Genomic DNA, 19660 nt, shown 5'->3' on the forward strand with positions numbered 1-19660 from the left:
TTTCGGCGGTTGCGGGGAAGAACGCCGACTGGAGCGTGGTCAAACGCTTCACGGTCGCCGCGGGCGAGAAGATCTCGCTGTTTGCCCAGAAGCTCGGCATCAGGATATTTGCAGCGAAGGGCCCCGTCGAGATTCAGGCTCAGAGCGATGCGATGTCGCTGTTTGCAGACCAGGATGTGTCGGTGGCGAGTGTGAACGGAAAGGTCACGATTGCGGCTGCGAAGGAATTGACTCTCGAATGCGGCGGCGCATTCATCCAGTTTAAAGACGGGAACATCACGCTCGGCGGTCCGGCAGACCTGTTCTTCAAGGTCATCACGATCCAGAAGAAGCGGGCGGCGTCGATGCGGACGTCCTCAAAGCTGCCCGCGCCTAACGACCTCGCCGACGTAGTCGGACATAGCTCCAGGTTCTCCGGCTAACCTCACTTCATCTGCAATATGGCCTCAACACAAAATCCCCCGACAACTGGGCAGAGCACTTCTGCTGCAACCCAGCCTGCGCCGTCACTGAGCTGGCAGTATCCGTTCCCTGCAAAGGACGCCAGAGCAGGCGCAGATCCGCAGACCTTTTACGGCGCGTTGGGCGCCATGAGCGACGGGTTCTTCCCGCTTGGTGTGAATGGCTTTCCGCATGGCGGCGTTCACTTTGGCAGCGCCTCCTCGTCGCGTCTGGACCAGTCGAGAGGTGTGCAGGTGATCGCGGATGGCGAAATCGTCGCGTACCGGATTGACGATACTTACCCGCATCTGCACTACACGCAGACGCGCCGCTGGGCCTGGTATTCGACGGGTTTCGTACTGGTCCGGCACAGGATGACCATGCCGCGCGCGCCAGGCAGTACGGCCGCCCAGCCAGCCGACGAGACGCTGACCTTCTTCAGCCTGTACATGCACATGGCTGACTGGAGTACCTATCTGCTGGACGGAAAGCTCGCGCGGCCAGGCTGGTGGCCAGGCGTGGATGCGTTCCGGATCGGCGGCAAAGATACGCAGACTGGAGGCGGCACAAAGGGTGCGTTCGTCTACACCGCTCCGAAGCCCGGCAAGAAGAACAAGTTCACTCCAGGGCAACACGTGGGTTTCCTGCCGGAAGGCAGCGAGGTCACAATTGGCGAAACACGCGGGCCGTGGGGGCATATCAGGCAGATCACCTCGGGAACAATGATCGCTGCCAGAGCCGGGGATTACTTCGGCTGGGAAGACGGGCCGCAGGCGCCGTGGCAGTTGCCGGACGGGGTCAGTGAGGAGGCAACGCCAGGCGAAGCTCCTATGCCCGGCCTCGCCACGCAGACCGGAACGGCACGCACGGCGGAAGGAGACTGGGGCTGGATATACCTGCACGACCAGCAGGCCGTGAAAGAGCCCACAGGCGTGGGCACGGTGATGACTCATCCGCAGTTCGAGCCGATTCCGGTGAAGGCCGGTACGCTGCTGGGCCAGCCAGGCGAATATGTCGACTACGAAACGTCGACGCCCCTTCCGCCTTCGCCGAGCCGACAGCTGGTACATGTCGAGGTTTTCGCCGATGAAACGCTCAAAGCCTTTATCGACAGGAGTCGTGCGCGTGCTGCGCAGCTGCCTCCTGCGGACCGGACCATCTTTGTTATCCCGGCCGGAACCAGGCTTGTGGCGAAACCGGCCGACCCAGATCTCACTCTCGGCGGCACAGTGTCGCTTGCCAGACTTACCGTCACAGCAACCAGCCCCAAGACCGGACCGTGGGTGCATGTGCAGCCCTGGATTAGCGGTGCGCCCGGTCATCCACAGCAATATCAGAGTCCCGTCTGGATCGCGCGCTCGGGGTTAGGTGCACTCGATTCACCGAATGGACTGCCGGCCTGGAAATCGTTCCCGTTGCGATTGAGTCAGGCGGCGTCACCGGTCAATGCGGACCCGGTGACCTACCCGCGTGCGCAGTTGAACGCACTGGGCGATGGGAACATTGCAATCGACGACAAGGGGGTCACCTGGTGGCGCCTCGAGGTCGGTACGGGCGCCGGACAAACGGGCATGGGCTGGGTGTGCGGCGGGAAGCAGTCCGATGGCAGTGGCGCTCACCCCGGTACGCACTGGGAGAGTCCATGGGCGTGGCCGGGCTTTGAAATCGTAGACGCTACGGGGATCAACCTCACCGACGCATTCAGACGCAATCTTTCAGTCACCGGCTCCGCGGACCCGAAAGAACAGAAGGCGTTTGCACCATCCACTGAGGCGGTGGGTAACAGCGCACTGTTATCGAGGCTCGAGCAGACTGTAAGCCGTCTGCCGTCGCCAAATGGTACGCCGGAACAACCAGGCAAGGATGGCCGTGTAGTCGTGACGGCAGTGAAGCTGCGGCAGGCACTGGGGCGTCGATGGCTTGCAAGCGAGCTGGGGCATGTCATTCTCAAATATGAGAGCGAATGGGGCGGCGGCATGAGCCGCTGGGAAGCGCTGACTCCGCTGATGCGCAATGCAGCCGAGAACTGGAAATGCGAGCTGGAGCGAATCAGGAAGCTTCAGTGGTGGGAATCGGTGAAGGGGAAGGTGGAGGGGTTTCCGTCTAGTCCGGTGGTGAATCATATTCATCCGGTGGGTTTGGTGGGGAATTTTTCGTCGAGTTGTACTTGCATAAACATTGATGCTTTTTGCGCAAAGTATAAAGCCCTACACGCCACCGAATTCGGATGGTTTGATGGACATGGTCGTCACATCAACATTAATCCGCTAAACGAACAATCTGAACACAACCTGAAAATGTTGTTGATTGAAATGATGCGACAGTATCCGTCGACCTTCTCCGAGTGTAAAACCTCATATCTGGCATATATGCTTTCCACTGCTCGTGTCGAGTCATACGACTGGCATAATGGTATTTTCTTTGGACCTTTCACCGAGTCGATATCTTACGCAGATGCAGAGGCAAATTATGGATGCGGCCCCACCGCGACCTTAACTCACAAGAACAGGGCTATAAGTAATGAAAATACATCGATCGGTGACGGTTACAAGTACCGGGGGCGCGGCCTTGTCCAGCTGACCTTTAAAAAAGCATACCGTAGGTTCAATGGAGTAGCCGGTACCGATTTAGTTCAAAATCCAGATAAGGTTCTGGAATTACCGCTCGCTGTGCAGATAATGATGTGCGGTATGCGCGACGGCACGTTTTCTGGGGCAAGGTTGTCTGACTTCCTCGATTCTGAAACGCCAGATTACGTCGGTGCGCGCGCAATCATTAATGGCAGCGACAAGGCCAGTCAGTTTGCGTTCTACGCCAAAAAGTTTGAACAATTGATCGACGCGACGCGATGAAAAAACTTTTCCTCTCGATTTTTCTCGCACTGTCGATCGCTGTAACGGTGCGAGCAGCGACGCCCTATCAACTTTCGGACATCACAGTCTGCGACGAAAAGTCCGATTGCGCCATCATTTTGGATAGCGATGGCTATCTAAGGGATTCAACATCGCATAAAAAAATTTTTGAAAAGCCGTTCAGGCAGACAATCTCCGATAGTTATTTATTACTGAGATCTGGAATACACTACATCGTCGAGCGCAGTAATACAACGTCTTCAAAGAACTGGGACTTACTTCTAGTCACCTATGCTACCGGGTCTTCTCCCCGCGCAGAGCGGGTGATTTCTTTGTCAAGAAGTTTTGCTATGAAAACGTCAAAGGTCTACTGGCTTGGGTATGAATGTAGAGGCGACGCTCTTATGGAGCAGCAATACTCCCCGTTTGATGCTGCACAAATGGCACTGTGCGGAGGCAGGCGGCAACCGGAGTTCCGGGATGAAGGAAAGAGCGCAATCACTCAGGTAGCTAGAAAACGCGGCTTGGTCGTCGCAATCCCGGTTTACGGACCGACGTCAAAGCAAGATGCGGTTTATTTTTTTCCGGGCGCTGATGAGCCGGACGCAGGAGCATTGCTATGCCTAAAGAATTGCAAGTCTGGGAGCGAATCTTTCGGACGTTATGGCGGGTGGGTCGATAAAGATCTCTGGATCGACGGCGTCCTTCATAACACCGAGAAACCTTATGAGGTTACCGGAAGTTATGTTTATGTTGGCAAAGGAGAGCGGATTGAACTGGTCGGTAAATATCTGCGCGGAAGACTCTATTTGCGCGAATCACCGCCTGCGGTGAAGCAAAATAGCGAGGGGTCGGCGACGTTTGAAGGTAGTGGTTTAAGAGACGCCTTTGTGGGGAAATGGCATTCTTTCACGTCCGGCAAGACGCACGACTTCTTTATAGCCTCTCGGATCTATTGAGTCGGAAGATGCAGACCTCCGGCGGTTTGCACCGGACAAAGGCGTCCCGTCAGGGCCGTTGCAGACGGTGTTGGAATCCCAGCAGCAGGTGCTCATGCTGCCTCAGGTGAGACATCCCGCGGCGCGAGATAAACTGCGTTCTGCAGGCTTAAATATCTTGGCAAGGCAAAATGTTTTTCAACTTTAAACGACTAGCATCCGTCGCGATCATATTGGTCATTCTTAATACGTATCCAGTCGCGTCTGCAGCAAGTCAAACACGTGAGAATGTGTCGTGTGATGGTGACGATTGCAGTGCCATACTGACCGATGGGTCCTATTCAACGCTTTGTGATTCCCCGCATTTTTTTGCATTTTGGAAGAAAACGGACGCGGACCAAATGATTTTGCAATGTCCTTGCGACTGTGCGATGGAATCCAATACAAACTGGCTGATCGATAGCAGAAGGACAAACGTTTACGCTTTCACCACTGGTCGTTTCGTGTCCAAATCTTTCATTGCGAAGGTGGCGGCGGGTGCCGACATACCAGACCGTTTTGGCGGTACGAAGTTATGCGGTGGGCCGAAAAAAGAAAAGTTAGAGCAAAGCACATTTGTTTTACTTTTCAAGCATCCTCACAACGACAGTTTCCCGTACTGCTATGAAATTGGTTACATAACCTACGAAAATGAGCGATTTTCTGTTTACCGGAATAGCGGTAAAGTTCTTGCGGGCGACCGTAATTACTGGCTGGCGCCAGTCTCAAAACGCGACAAAAGCTATTTGTTATCCATTTGGCGAAACGTTTTGAGAAACCACTAGGGACATAGCGCTTTACGCCCTGATGCTCGGATGAAGTGAATCTGCATGATTATTGAGTTTTTGATAAGGTCGTATTGAAGTTGTCTGTCGGACTGTTTTGTTTGCGCGCGCCGCAAATATTATTTGCAATGTGTTGTCATCACATGCATGGTCAGTGCGAGTTCAATAGTCAACCACTGCCCAGGTAAGTGGCAACGTCACTTGACTGCGTGACGAGGGAAATGTTTAAAATGATTCATCGTCTCTTAATTTATGCATTAATATTTTGGGCGCCAGTGGTTTTTTCCAGCGAATTGCCCGAATCCATGCTCGGAAAGTGGCAAGTAACTGAAGTTCATATAAATGCGGATGCATCGCGTACGCCGCTCTATGCATGGAATGATCCCCGCATCGTTGGGCGAATATTTACCTTCGCGCCTGCCAAATTTGAAAATGATACCGCGGAGAGCCTTCGGTGTTTGAAGCCCACCGCTAAGATATTCCACATGCACCTCGACGAGCTGATTAGCAAAAGCATGGCGGGGTATGGATACCCCGCAAAGCAGGCAGGTGCAAAGTCATACGATATTGATAACGGGCAAAAGTCGGTGCAAGTCGTACAGATCTACTGTGACGGCGGCTTGTGGAATGCCGATCTCGGCGCGGAGGGTGGTCCGGAGGGGTCTTGGTTATTCAGTGTCGATGCGAATCGGATCATGTTGCGATGGTACGACGAAACAATCCTCGTCCTGGGTCGCATGACTGAAAAGCAGAAACCACGTCCGTCGTTCGACTGCTCGAAGGCGAACAGTGCAACCGAATTCGAGATATGTCATTCGGTTCAGTTATCCGCATTTGATCGCAGCGTATGGGCAGCATACAAATTGGCGCTCTCTCAAAATAAAAGCGCCGGCAACGCCGACGGCTCTGTCACACGCGACCAGAGATCTTGGTTGATCGCGCGAAATAGATGCCACGCGGACAAGATCTGCATTATTGCATCTATGAAGAAGCGGTTGGACGAATTGTCAACCCAGTCTGCAACGCGATAAGAATGAAACTGTTGCTCGCTCTGGTGGCTGTTCTGATGGTGGCAAGAGGAGTCCTTGCCTGTTCCATCGCCGAGAACACGGTGCTTGATGCGTTGCAAAGAGACATTAAGACATCGATCGAGAATCCAGGAGCGACGTCTGTTGTCGATTTTCAATACGTGTCGCCCGCATGTAAAGCTTGGTCCCAGAAACCGGAGTATGGGCTTGTTGTCAAGCCGTACGTCTACCAAACCAGGACCGACAGCCAACGATATTTTGGCATGGTTGCGGCTGTGGTTAGTGAAAGAACCGGGAATGTCGTTGGCGCCATTAACGATAGACAGTTAATGGTGGTAGACGCCATTGAGCCCAACGCAATCTCTGTTGATACAGCAAACTACGCAATATCGCCCGGAAATCTCGCGTTTGGTGTGCGCACACAGAGACAGAACCATTCGTCGGCCGTCCCTGTTCGCGAAGAATTGATGAGCATGTATGCTTTAGAACAGGGGCGCCTTAGGAAGGTTGTCGATGCTCTGGTGATGAGCTCTGATAATGGTGAAGGGGGGGCGGGCTGCGATTTCTCTGGAATTATGAGCTCCTCCACTCTCGACGTGCTGAAAACCATGAACAACGGGCACTTTGATCTACGTGTACGCGTGAAGAAAAATCGCACTCGTTTTAAAAGGGCTGGGACGCAATGCACACTAACTAAGTTGCCATTAATGACCCATGATTATATCTTAAGATTCAATGGCACTTCTTATGAAATTCCCAAATATCTGCAGGGAGCGATTAATTGAAAATTTTGCCCCGATTTGGGATCGCGGACCGTCAATCTATGGATGTCCATCGGCTCGAAAAAAATCGAGAGGTTGTCAACTAGCCAGATGCAAGTTTGGCGGCATGAAATTAACGACAAAATAGATAATGTACTTTTTTCGGCTAGGTTCGCGTGGCATTCAAATGCTGGGAAAGATTATGGGTCCGGCGATTTTCGGTTTAACCCTGTTTGTTTGGCCATCTTCGTCTACGATGGCATTGCCGCTGACTTTCATCAAGAAAAATGGGGTTTTGTTTCTGTATAGCGGGAAAAAGAGCCTCGGACAGTTTTCGAATGTTTTAGTCAGCAATGCTGCCATCTCAACGGACGTCGAGAAGTCGACAACGGGAACACCCGTCATCAGAATAGCTACAGAAGGGTCGCGAGATAAATACTCGCTGACTGTGCCCATCCTTGAAAAGGACGGAGTGCCGTATACGGATTGCGTCTACAAATCTGTTTTTGACTCAAACGATGGGAATCGATCGGTGGGTGCGGCGTGTGCTTTGACGCCACTGCGCCAATTTGACCCAGAAGCCACGATTAGCGAAGCGCACCTGCTTAAATATCGAGCGGGCTTGAATTGGCTTCGGAATGTAATGTCCACGGACTGCCCGACTCCAACAGGCATTGAATACGGGAGCTACCGTATCGCGTTGTGTGCAAAGCAAGGGTATCCAGAGCCATCTAAGGAGACTACCATCGCATTCAACACAAGCGGTGAAAGGATATTTTCGGTGCTGGGTTACGAATTTATCCCAGGTGGATCGTCAGGCGGAGAATTTGCTTTTATTGGAGCGTCCAATGAACGTGTAATTTTACATACTAACAACTTGGAATGTATGATCTCGTCCAAGAAGCAGGGAGGCGCAGCTTTTAAAACGGGTGCCATCGGAAAGTATCAAATCCAATACTCCGTCTATAAAAGCGGAAAATGTGCCTCCGGAACTTACGTCTATGATAACGGGTCCGGTCAGATTGATCTGTTCGGAGTTGCGCAAAAAGATTCTTTGAATTTATTGGAACTGGCTGCAAATAAAGAGATTAGTGGTTTATTTAATTTGGATCCGGATTTATTAAATCTAAATGGTATTTGGACGTCTGCGCCGCCTGGGAAAGTGTTTCGAGTCAAGTAGATTGATCCTGCGACCAAGCTTAGCCCATCAGGGATTAGTGGCAAAAGCTGGCGACGTGGTCGGGCACCGTAGACGGAAAAACTTATGAGCTGGCGGTGAACTTGGCGGCTTTCGGGGCTATATTGAGCGAAATGATGCAGACGTCCGACGGTTCGAAGAAAGATGGCAAAAGGGTGAGCATCTACCCTTTCACCGCCGGTCGCCCTGTCGCACATTCTTTATGTCAGCTATTGTTTCGTGGATTCCTTTCTATCGCTGTTATCGCGCCGCTCCCAGCATCCTCGGGTCAAGCAAAAGATAACTTGCCGTCTATTTATGCTGCCGACAAGATTCGGTTATGCAACGCAAAGTCGGTTTGCAAAAACATCACGTCGACTGCGGAATTCAAGAAAGTGATCGATGAAGGGTACGAAAATTTTTATTTAGTTGATATCTATAGGGATGGCGATGAGAAACTGGTAGCAACGAGCGCGGGTGGATGCTCAAAGTTCTTTTCATTCAACCGAGCGACACATGCCTTTTCGGCTATAAGTTTTGTTGGCCACGGTAGAGATATCTGCAACTACAAAGTCGAAGGCCGCCGCTTAATCAGTTCGTACAAGCTCGATTCAAAGCAGTATGAAGATGTCTACCAGATCAGAGATGGTGCCTATCAGCTCATTGTGAGTGACGGGTGCGTTGGATGCGATCAGATCACGCGTTCCGTCTACCATGACGGACAACTGTCCGCGAAGCTATTGGTCACCAATGAGAGAAAGTATGTCGAACGCCGGCCAATCGTCTCGTCTGTGAGGGCTGAACGGGCTGGGCTGTACTCAGCGGCATCGGATACTTCCATGACCAAACTATATCTTGTCAAAGGAGACAAAGTTCAACTGCTCGACTTTGACGATTCGAACGGTCTTTGGTATCTGATCAAATACGTCTCAAAACAAAACAGATCGACCACCAAGTGGGTAAGGTGCAAAGATTTAACGATATGCAAATAGCCGCAACGTACCTTTGCTGATTTGCGCGAAATATGTTTCTACTTTCCCGGCCGGGAGAAGGATCTTCGCACAACGTGGCGAATGAAAGAATTATGAGGCGAAGAGACGATGATCAGAACACTTCATTGTTCCATAAAGGTTATAGCTTGGTTGATGATGCTGCGATCGATTGCGGCACATGCGGCAGCGCCTGTCGAACTGCCCGCACCCGACAAGATGCCCATTGGCTTTCTTTCTGTGCCCGACTGGATTGGGGTAAGCCACATTGACGAAGTCCCTCAAAAACTCTTAATCCAGCTTATTACAAAGGAAGGGCACGCTATCCAAATTGCCGCATTCAACCAAGACGGTCCGGCGCTTCCAGAACTAGTCAGCATTTTCGCAGCCACGGTTGGCCGCAGTAAAGTATTGTTTGCGATAGTGAAATGGCGGTATTACCTGTCCGGAGTCAACACGGAAGGTGACTACTATGAGGTACACGCGTATAACGCGATAAAAAGCCGGGCGGGAAACGTCGTTTTTTCGGAAAACATAAAACTTTCGAATCTATATGGATCTGGATTCGCTGGAAAGCACGAAGGAAAGATTGTCAATTTCCCCTTCAAAAGCGCCACTGCAATCAAAAAAAGCCTGAGCAAATGAACGGTGTGCAAGTGGTAGATTTTTCATGAGCACAATTTTCATCAACATGAACCGTCTTAGTTTCCTTTCCACTGTATTTCTCGTTGCATTTAGCCTCGCTGCCCCTGCGAGCCAGGCGGCGGCCGGTATAAGTGGCGATTGCACCAAAACCGGAGCCGGCAATTTTAGATCAAGGAGTACCACAACAGTCTGGTAAGTGTATGTCCCGCCGAGGGTGCTGGAGATTGCTTCTATACGAACACGTACGGCAAGACTTTTGTGCATAGCCGTCTTCACTTAAATACTGACAATCTGCATGATTACGTGATCAAAGACTTTTCGGCGGGATACGGAAACGACGAAGTTATGCATTTCATGCTATTTGCTCAGTGCCGCGATGGAAGTTATGTACAGGTTGGAGATGATCTTTTCACCACAGTAAAGCCCGATGCGATGGACCGTACAACCGGTTGGCTAAAACTCCGCGTTACTCGTGATTGCTATAGCGAGAGTATCGGCGATACGCAGGAGCGGACCCTCACGATCGGATTCGATCCCAAAACGAAGAAGTATGGCCCGCCCAATTCGAACCCGAAACTGACGCACTATTGCAGTGGCGCAGACTAGCGTTGCCCGCACGCTCGGCAAGGGCATCCCGATAGGCAAATATGCTCTCAATCGAGCAGTGCCGTTTATTGAGCAGCGTCTGCGCGTGGAATGTGACGACAGGCATCTTTGTTTAATGCACTTCCTCCTAACGCATCGCAGGAAATATCCGTCTTTACCGCGCGAAATTTCTGATTCTCCGCTCCACAAAATCGAGAGGTATCCCAAAATCTCAGCGCGGGCATACGATGGTATGCTGAATGGTAGGCGTACTGAATATCGATTTAAGGCTTCTGCTGCGATTCGAAAACGCCGCGCCGTTCTTGGAGAACAGCGCCGAGAGAAATACTGCGGACCGAATTGCGCAACCCCACAATATTCCCGACAGCAACTCCATCAAGAAAAGCACACAACACCGTCGCCAAAAATTTCCCCGATGTCCTGGCCTATTCCTGATTTCAAGAAGGTCGAGTATCCCGAGCCTATTTCCGTGCGTTTCTGGCTGCCGGCACTCGTCGCGCTCGCATTGGCTGCGGTGGCTGCCGTATTGTTCTTCTGGCCACAAGGTAAGCCGACCAACACCTATCAGTTCTGGTGCACGCTGGTTGGCGCTCCGTTCATCACGTGCTTGCTGACGTTCGGCTACAGGGTGGACCGGTGGGAAAAGGACCAAACGAATGCAGAGGAAACCGAACGGAACCAAGTCCGGCTTAAAACCATGTGGCGCGGATGGACTCGCCGTCACTTGTGCGTCATCGAGGCGGCAGCCTTCCCTGCCGCTACATCTGAAATTGCCTGCTTCGCAGAAGCGAAAGACGATCTACCCACCAACAACGGCCGAAGCGTAACTTTCGACTGGACCAAAGATCGTGGCACGGCATTCCGATGCGCTCGCTTGTTGCATCTCATAGCCCGGCGTTTTGCCGACAAGCTTCGACTCCATAAAGAAGTCTTCGTCACGCTGATGCTGGACGACGCATCGCTCGCACATGATCAAGATTGGACCGCACAGCTGCTGCGCATTTTTACGCGCTTGATCCCGCAAACGACCTTCCATGTCGACGTGCAGTCAGCAAAAAACGGTGTTGACTGGATCACCCGGCACGTGGACCTCGTCGATTCGGCCACTCGGCTTGTGATCGCAGCTCAACTGTGGGCAGACGATGAAGACAAGCAGCAGCACGAATTCAGCGAAGGCGCTGCGGCGTTCTTGACCTCGCCAGACGCGGCGCAAGCGGGCTTTATCTTCCGCCCTATGACCAGCCCGCGCGATACGCTGCAAATCGGTCTTTCGCAGATAAAGGACTATCAGATAACGGCGGAACGCTTGGAACTTGCGTGGTTTACCCGCTGCGAGGAGGCCGAGTCGACCGCCATCCGTTCAGCTCTCACAGCGGGCGCGAACGACTCGGCAGATGAACGCCTGCTCGACAAGTCGCTGGGATTACCTGGGCCCGCGAGCGGCTGGATTGCACTCGCAATTGCAATGGAAGCAATGCGCGGAAGCGGCCCGCAACTTGTCGGCTGGCGCGAGCCAGCATCTGAATCACTGTACCTGTGCACTCTGTCACCCCTGCCTAAGAAGGAAACACCAGCTTGAAGAACGAAAAGGTACGTATCTTGGGCGGGGGTATGGTGATTCTCGGCTTGGCCGTCGTCGTGGTGTTGCTGCTTGCCTTCACAATTGACTCAAAAGATCTGCTCGCCTGGTCAACCCGAAATCTAGCGCTGCTCGTTCCCCTTGCATTGGGAATCATCAGCGCACTCGGCTTTGCTCTTTATCGACGCAGACGGATGCGGAGCGGGATCCAGCAGACATCCAAAAAGGAGGGCAGCGAACCGCCGGAAAAGACCGATCCTGCCGCTGACGCCGCAAAGAGTCGCGCGGAGCAACTCGAAACGTGGGCGAGGCAACTGCGATCTCACCTGAAGCAGAAGCGCTGGTATCGCTTCGCCCCCGCACAACCCTGGATACTAGTTGCCGGCGACGCAGCAACGGTCACGGCTCTGATGCCGGAACTGGCCGCAGACGGCTCGATAATGACAGACGACGCCGTTCTTATCTGGGGCGGTTTGGGGACCGACGGTCGTCTCGACGAAAGCTGGCTGCGCCAGATCCGTCGGTTGCGCTGCATCCAGCCGCTGGAGGCGATTGCGCTCCTGCTCGACGGCAACACCGAGCTACCGAATCCCGCACGCAGCAAAAACACTTGGGGACTTCACCTCGCGCATATCGTCGAGCTTCTGCGCTGGTCCCCGCCAGTGTATGTGGTGGACGTCGCGGGCACGGATTCCGTGCACCACATCGACTCGCCGGTAACGGGCTGCGAATTCACTCGCCCGCTCAATGCGTCTGCCATTGAGGCCGCGTTGCTCGACCTGCGCGACAGAATGGCCGACCGCAGCGTGCACCAGCTTGCCCTCAATGGCAACGACAGCTACACGTTCGGGCTATCGCGCCGACTCGACACCCGCGCGACGCCGCTCGCACGCTGGATCACGAGCCTCGCTGACTGGCAGCGGCGAGCATTGCCGATCGGGGGTGTCTTTTTCGCTCCGCTGGCCCTCTCAGGCGCCACGACATCGGGCTTCGCGGAAAGCTCCCGCCTGCCGTTATGGCGCTATCTCGCGGCCGCCGCAGGCCACACGCCGGGACGACGGACATTCTCCAATCCGCTGACGATCGTGTCCACGATCGCGCTCGCCGTCATCGGCCTGTGGAGCGCCGGCATGCTCGTCTCCGGCATGAACAACGCACACCAAGTGATGCTCACGAAAGAGTCCTTGCAGGCGCTAGACCGCGCGAGCGACACTGCCGGTCGTCTGCGCGCGCTGCACGGACTCCAGCAGCGCATCGCGGCGCCTGAAGCGCGCGTTCGCGAGCACACGCCCCTGCTTACCCGTTTTGGTCTGAACCACGACCGGGCCATGCTCAATGCGCTGTGGACGCCTTACGCGCGTGCCGCAAAGCCGCTGCTGGTGGCGCCGGTTCAGCAGGACATCGAAGGTCAGCTGGTCGATCTCGGGCAGATGTCGACCGCCCAGGTTGGCGCGCAAATCAGCCAGGTGGCGCAGGATGGGCAGCAGGCACTCAAGACTTATCTCATGATGGCCGACCCGCAACGTGCCGACGCCGCCGTCATGACGCCGCAGCTTGCGCATCACTGGAACATCGACACCGGTCTGCCGCCAGGCGAGAAGCTCGATTTGTCCACGCAACTGATGGCCTTCTGGGCGGAGCACCTGCCGGCGCATCGCGACTGGCGCATCCAGCCGCGTGAGGATCTCGTGGGCAACGCGCGTCTGACGCTGCTTGCGATAATTGGCGTAAAGAATTCGGAAGACACGATCTACCAGGAAATTCTCGATTCGGTCGGCCACAAGTATCCGGACCAGACGCTCGCGTCGCTTACGGCCGGCACCGACACGCGCGGTCTTTTCTCGACGTCGGCGACAGTATCCGGCGTCTTCACGCGTCAAGCCTGGGAGGGCTCGGTCGAGGCAGCGATCGAGGCTGCCGCGAAACACAACGGCGTAGAGGGCAACTGGGTTCTCGGCAACAGCGGTGAATCCCAGGCTGGCGGGGCAATGACGCCCGATGCCCTCCGCACCGCCCTGCGTGCTCACTACTTCTCCGACTACGCCGAGCACTGGCAGGACTTCATGAACAGCATACGGTGCGAAGCTGCATCCACTTTGCCGGCTGCGGTGGGGCAACTCAAGGTTATCGCCGATGGCCGGCAGTCGCCGCTTATTGCGCTAATGAAAACGCTTGCCTGGCAGGGCGCGACTGGCGCGCAGCAGGCCTCGCTTTCGGATGCACTGGTCACGAAAGCACAGAACCTGTTTGGCAAGAAAGACGACGCGCCGCAGGCTGCGCAGGCCGTTCCGGCTGGACCGCTAGACGCATCGTTCGGGCCGGTGCTGAGGCTGGTCGGCGTGGCGGGCAACGGTGCCGCAGCACCTGCGGCCGGCGGCGACATGAGCATGGAACGTTTCACTGAGCGCGTGACCACGTTGCGGCTGAAGCTGCAGCAGATCAGCGACAGCGCCGACCCCGACGAACTGGCGCGCCAGGTTGCGCAGGGGCTCTTCCAGGGCAAGGGATCGGAGCTTTCGGATACGCTGTCTTACGCCCAACTGGTCGCGGCAAGTCTGGGTGAACAATGGGCCGGCATGGGCAGCGCGCTTTTCGTGCAGCCGATCGAACAGGCTACTCAGACCGTGCTGCGGCCGGCGCAGGCAAGCCTGAACGATGCATGGCGGCAGACCATCGTTGCTGCATGGAATCGCTCGTTTGCCGGGCGCTATCCGTTTGCGAGCACGACCAACGATGCGTCGCTGCCCGAGTTCGCGCGCTTCGTGCGTCCTCAGGGCGGCCTCATCAACACTTTCCTGGCTACCCAGCTGGCAGGCGCGTTGCAACTGCAGGGCGATCAATGGGTCGCAGCGTCAGTCGGAACAGGCGCGAGTGGTACGACGCGGGCCTTTGATCCCGCGTTCCTCAAGGCCATCAATACGTTGCAGCAGATTGCCGGCCACCTGCTCGCGCAGGGCGAGCCGCAGTACATGTTCGCGCTTGAGCCCGTGCCCACACCCGGTATCACGGATACGCTGCTTACGGTCGACTCCCAACCGCTTCACTACTACAACCAGGCGCAGACGTGGCACACCATGACATGGCCGTCGCGCGATCCGCAAAGCGCCGGCACACGGATCGAATGGCAGACGGAAACGGCGGGCACCAACCGCACGTTTGAATACGGCGGGCGCTGGGCATTCCTGCGCATGCTCGAGCACGCGAGTGTCGAGCCGGTCGATAGCGCCACGTATCAACTGACGTGGCAGGCCCGACCTGAGAATCCGGAGGTGAAGGCCATCCTCAAGAAGGTGGAGGACGGTGCGGACCCTGCGGCACTGACTGCGCAAGAGCCACGCGCGCTCGCGCCCTTGAGTATGACTCGCCCATTGCGCTATCTGCTGCGTACCGACGTCGGCAAGGGTCCGTTGGAGTTGCTTGCGCTTAGGGGCTTTGCGTTGCCCACTCGTATCTTCATGGAGCCCGCGGCGCCTGGCGCGAAAGCGCCGAAATCGAGCGGACCGCCGCCGTTGCCCAAGGCAGCTCTCGCAGCCGCAAGACATGCGTCCGTGCCCATCCCGCAGGGAAAGGTGCCGGAGTGATCCATCCATGTGATACGCGATGCGATCGTCCCGAAGCCTGATGCATAGCCCGACAAAGAGTCAGTACCATGACAGACCCTACCCGAGATAACGAGATCCTGCGCTATTACGAGGCAGAAATGCGCTACCTGCGCGAAGCGGGTAAGGAGTTCGCGCAGGCGTTCCCCGATCGTGCGCGCGAGCTGGACCTTGACCGTGTAGGCGAGCGTGATCCGCATATCGAGCGGCTCTTTGAGGGCTTTGCGTTTCTGGTGGGACGCCTGCGCCACAAGCTTGACGACGAACTGCCCGAGCTGACTGAGGGACTGGTCAGCATGCTGTGGCCGCACTACCTGCGCATGATTCCGTCGCTGGCCATTCTGGAGCTGATCCCGGAAAGAGGCGCACTGCAAAAGCACGAAACCCTCGAACCCGGTTTGGAGGCCACCTCCGACCCGGTGGGCGATGGCACTGTGTCGACCGAGTGTGTTTATCGCACTACTCAACCGGTCGACTTATACCCGCTGGCCTTGAGCGAAGCTGGCGTCTATGCGCGCGAGGACGGGCGCTCCGTCATTCGCCTGCGCCTCGATATCCAGACGCAAACCGAACGCGGGCGCCTTCAGGTGCCGCGCCTGCGCCTGTACCTGAACGCGGACCGCCCCGTCGCGCTCGCCCTTTATGCCGCACTCACTGCAAAGCCGGTGGCGATGCAGGTGCGCGTGCCAGGTTGGCCCGAAGACCGGCCGGGTGCGCCCGTCGCGCTGCCGGGTCTTCGTCTGGCGCCGGCGGGGTTCGCTGCAGAAGAACGTCTCTGGCCGAAGGCAGACAATGCGTTTGGCGGCTACCAGCTACTGCTGGAGTACTTTACGTTCCCAGAAAAGTTCATGTTCGTCGACCTGTTCGGGCTCGACCTGCAAGCGATTCCTGCGTCGGCTACATCGGTTGACGTGGAGATCGTGCTCGAGCGTCCCTATCCGGACGAAATGCGCTTCAGTGCGGACAACGTCCGCCTATATTGCACGCCGGTCATCAACCTTTTCGCAGTAGGCGCGGATCCGCTCACGGTCACGCAGCACGAGACCGAGTACCGGGTGCGTGCGCGGACCGAGCATGGTTCGCTGATCGACATTTATTCGGTAGACGGCGTCGAGTATTTCGAGCGCGGCCGGCGCTTCGAGTACGTGCCGTTCGCCGCGTTCAAACATCGTGGCGGCATGCTGCGCCATGACATGCCTGAGCGCTACTACCACACCCGCATGCGGCGCGGACCGTCCGGTCGTTTCGATACGTGGATCGTACTCGGCGGCCATGCATGGGATCAGGAGGACACACTGCCCACCGAAACGCTCACGCTATCGGTGACCGGCACGAACGGCATGCTGCCGCGCAAGGCGCTGCGCGAAGCGGGTATTACACGCATGCGCGGCGGGTTCACCAACATCGGCGCAGTACGCAACCTCACGGCGCCCACGCTTCCGGTCTATCCGCCCACCGGCGACCGATACCACTGGCGCGTGCTTTCCCATCTTGCGCCGAACTACCTGTCGCTGCTCGACGCCGAAATCCTGCGCGGCTCACTCGCGCTCTATGACTGGACGGAGGGCGAACTCAACAGCCGGAGAATCAACGCAATCAGCGACGTTCGGCACAGGCCGCTCAGCAAGCTGGTGAAGGGCGGACTCATGCGCGGCGTGGAAATCACCGTCACGCTGGATTCGGGGCGCTTCGCCGGCGACGGAGACCTCGAGCTCTTTGGCAGCATGCTTAACCGCTTCGTTGCACTTTATGCGACGTTGAACCTCTATACGAAGCTCGTTATCGTGGCGCAGCCAACTGGACGCCGTATCGAATGGCCCGAAACGAAGGGCGAAGGGGCGCCGTTTTGAACGCACGCGCGACGCCGACGCCGACGCCTGCGGTTGCTCCGGCGAACACCGCGCCCCTGCTGCCCGCGCTGTTCGATGAAGCGACGCGGATGAACTTCATTCGCTTCTGCGAACTGCTCGAATTGGCCGCTCCCGACCGGCCGTCTCTGGGAACGACGGATTCTCCGGCTGCGGATCCGGTGCGGTTCCGCTCTCGTGCGCGGCTGGGCTTTCCTGGCCGTGAGATCGATGCGGTCAGATACGAGATCGACAATCCCGCCGGCCCGCCCTCGGTGGTAACGACGTTCCTCGGGCTCTACGGCGTCGATGCACGTATGCCCGCCTATTTCATCGACGAAGTGGCGCAGCATCGCGATGGGGCGGAGCCGTTGTCGGCGTTTCTCGACATCTTCCACCACCGCATCGTCACGCAGTTCTACCGCGTCGCGCGCAAGTACCGGTACCCCGTCGGCTTCAGGAAAGACGGCACGGATCCCGTGTCGCGTTATTTGCTGAGCTTCGCCGGGTTCGGGTTCAGCGCGCCGAGCCGCGGAGCCGTCCCTGTCCGCGACCTGCCTGCGGGTGCACCGGGTGAAGAGCCGAACTCCGGGGGCGCGCGTCGCAGGCTCGCAAGCCTAGCGGATAAGCGCCGGCTGCTGTCGATGCTCGGACTCGCCATGCAGAAGACGCGCACGGCCGAAGGCCTCGCAGGCGTGCTGCGGCATGCGGTGCCGGACGCCACGATCACGGTTGAGGAATTTCATCCGGCCTGGCGCGAGGTCACTGACTTCGAACGTTCGGCGCTAGGTGAGCAGTGCCTGCTCGGTCGCGGCTTCTACGATCGCGCCAACGTAGTTCGGGTGGTGATTACGCCGGCTTCGCGCGAAACGGTACTGTCGCTCGTTCCGGGGCAACCGGACCATCGCGAGATCATGACGTTGCTGCGCTTTTATCTCGGCTACGAGAGCGAGGCCGACCTGGAGATGCATGTGCGCGCGGACCTCATGCCGAGGCCCACGCTCGAGCCGCGTCAGACAAGCCTGGGTTTTACCGCGCAGCTGGAAGCGCCGGTAGCTGACGCGCGAAACAGTACGACTCGCATGACCCGCGTCCAGTTGGGCCGCTGGAACGGAGCAGAACAAGCGGGCGCATGAAGAGTCGCGCTCTGCCGCCTCCCGCACCGCCAGCAGATTCATCCACAACGTCAAGCACTTGCCTCGACTATGCGCATGTTGTCCACAGGTCTATGAACAAATTATGTGGACAACCGCGCATCCTCCATCGGCACGAGACTGGAAGTTGCCCGCGAACGCGTCTGTTGATCAAGCCAACTTCCGCCACCCCTGCGCTGCCCATACATCGACCGGGCGCCATTTGGGCCGTTGCGTCAACCAGTTACGTTGGCTATGCGAACGTTGTCCACAGGTTTGCGAACAGATTGTGTGGATAGCTTCTGCCATGCCTGACACGGGACACGGCAGGTGTTTTTGCGGCGAACATGGCGGGGGAAATGCTTTGCATGGCATCGGCGAAGGGTCGCTCCATAACCCCGGCGCTGCGAATCACGGCCTCATACTGGAATGAGGGCTGCGGCCTGTCCGGCCGAGTGCATACCGAGCCAAGCACTCAGCGTTGACTTGCGCTCCGCTGCCTGCTTAAAGGAGCGTCGCGTGAAACGCCGCCCGGAGTGTGACCGCGCGTAACGCTTGCCGCGGTCCGGCATGCGTGCGATGAAGCGCCAGCCGCCCGGGGTCTCCCGCGCCCGCCCCGCTTCGATGATGGAAGAGTTGCAAAGTGACGCCTCACTGCGGGAAGGCACCTGACCAAGTCCATTCTTATGCGTTAAAAACTGACCACCATGTTTTTTGTAAAGCTGCGTCAAGAATCGTCTGTCTCAAATTAATTAAGTTAACCTGATTAGTATTGAATGGTCAATTAGCAATTCCGCAGCGAAATGCTGTGTCACTGGTCTTTTTTCAGGGAGCGGGGAGTGGCAGAGTCTGATCCGTTAATCCACAGCATGACGGGACAGCAGGCGTATTTTCTGGATGTGCCGGGCACCGGCAGCGCTGCCGCGCTCTCGGTCGTGTCGTTCGAGGCAACCGAAAAGATGGGAGAGCCGAATGAAGTGCGCATCGTGCTGACCCATCCGCAGCAGCTCGCGCGCGCGGACTACCTGAGCCGCGATGCGGTGTTCACGATCAGGCCCTACACCGGCACGGTGCGAAAGTTCTCGGGTTACATCGAACGCTTCTCGACGGTGCAGACCACGAAGGATTTCACCCGGTACGAGATCGTGTTGAAGTCGCATGTCGGACGACTCCAGGCTGTCACGAACACGCAGACCTTCCAGCACCTGAGCACACCGCAGATCATCCGGGAAATCCTCCGC

Annotated in this window: 15 protein-coding genes; all 15 read left to right on the plus strand. The window is 56.5% G+C overall.

Annotated elements, in window-relative coordinates:
• Positions 1-422 (plus strand): DUF2345 domain-containing protein (locus F757_RS34295; RefSeq protein ID WP_035467586.1); only part of this gene is annotated, 422 nt, incomplete at its 5' end.
• 168 nt (positions 423-590) lie between these two features.
• Positions 591-3293, plus strand: coding sequence for a lytic transglycosylase domain-containing protein (locus tag F757_RS34300; RefSeq protein WP_198021451.1), 2703 nt, complete (start codon positions 591-593; stop codon positions 3291-3293).
• On the plus strand, positions 3290-4252 hold the full coding sequence (locus F757_RS35950) for a hypothetical protein (protein WP_156923757.1): 963 nt from the start codon (positions 3290-3292) through the stop codon (positions 4250-4252). The genes F757_RS34300 and F757_RS35950 overlap by 4 nt, the downstream gene beginning before the upstream one ends.
• Before the next feature lie 410 nt (positions 4253-4662).
• Positions 4663-5055 carry a hypothetical protein gene (locus tag F757_RS35955; protein WP_156923759.1) on the plus strand — a complete coding sequence of 131 codons (393 nt, stop codon included), beginning with the start codon at positions 4663-4665 and terminating at the stop codon, positions 5053-5055.
• Positions 5056-5285: 230 nt separating this feature from the next.
• The gene (locus F757_RS34760) at positions 5286-6086 is read left to right on the plus strand and encodes a lysozyme inhibitor LprI family protein (protein ID WP_156923761.1); all 801 of its coding nucleotides are present in this window, start codon (positions 5286-5288) and stop codon (positions 6084-6086) included.
• A 2-nt stretch (positions 6087-6088) separates the two neighbouring features.
• Positions 6089-6868 (plus strand): hypothetical protein, encoded by a 780-nt coding sequence (locus F757_RS0128835; RefSeq protein WP_027214398.1) that lies wholly within the window; start codon positions 6089-6091, stop codon positions 6866-6868.
• A 163-nt stretch (positions 6869-7031) separates the two neighbouring features.
• Entirely contained in the window at positions 7032-8024 is a 993-nt protein-coding gene (locus F757_RS35960; RefSeq protein ID WP_156923763.1) for a hypothetical protein, read from the plus strand.
• Between the two features lie 131 nt (positions 8025-8155).
• The gene (locus F757_RS0128845; RefSeq protein WP_027214400.1) at positions 8156-9013 is read left to right on the plus strand and encodes a hypothetical protein; all 858 of its coding nucleotides are present in this window, start codon (positions 8156-8158) and stop codon (positions 9011-9013) included.
• A gap of 108 nt (positions 9014-9121) precedes the next feature.
• Positions 9122-9655 carry a hypothetical protein gene (locus tag F757_RS0128850; protein WP_156923765.1) on the plus strand — a complete coding sequence of 178 codons (534 nt, stop codon included), beginning with the start codon at positions 9122-9124 and terminating at the stop codon, positions 9653-9655.
• A gap of 303 nt (positions 9656-9958) precedes the next feature.
• Positions 9959-10261, plus strand: coding sequence for a hypothetical protein (locus F757_RS35965; protein ID WP_156923767.1), 303 nt, complete (start codon positions 9959-9961; stop codon positions 10259-10261).
• The gene (locus tag F757_RS0128855; RefSeq protein ID WP_156923769.1) at positions 10248-11840 is read left to right on the plus strand and encodes a hypothetical protein; all 1593 of its coding nucleotides are present in this window, start codon (positions 10248-10250) and stop codon (positions 11838-11840) included. Before F757_RS35965 ends, F757_RS0128855 begins: the two co-directional genes overlap by 14 nt.
• 440 nt (positions 11841-12280) lie before the next feature.
• Positions 12281-15421, plus strand: a complete 3141-nt coding sequence (locus F757_RS0128860) for an ImcF-related family protein (RefSeq protein WP_232221479.1) — start codon at positions 12281-12283, stop codon at positions 15419-15421.
• Positions 15422-15489: 68 nt separating this feature from the next.
• A complete protein-coding gene (gene tssF / locus F757_RS0128865) occupies positions 15490-17289 on the plus strand; it encodes a type VI secretion system baseplate subunit TssF (RefSeq protein ID WP_027214404.1) in 1800 nt (599 codons plus the stop codon).
• An 89-nt stretch (positions 17290-17378) separates the two neighbouring features.
• Positions 17379-18422: a type VI secretion system baseplate subunit TssG gene (tssG, locus tag F757_RS0128870; RefSeq protein WP_051376895.1), complete on the plus strand. Its 1044-nt coding sequence runs from the start codon at positions 17379-17381 to the stop codon at positions 18420-18422.
• An 866-nt stretch (positions 18423-19288) separates the two neighbouring features.
• On the plus strand, positions 19289-19660 hold a 372-nt coding region (locus F757_RS0128875; protein WP_027214406.1), incomplete at its 3' end, for a contractile injection system protein, VgrG/Pvc8 family.

Source organism: Burkholderia sp. WSM2232 (assembly GCF_000472545.1).
In the GTDB taxonomy this organism is placed as follows: Bacteria; Pseudomonadota; Gammaproteobacteria; order Burkholderiales; family Burkholderiaceae; genus Paraburkholderia.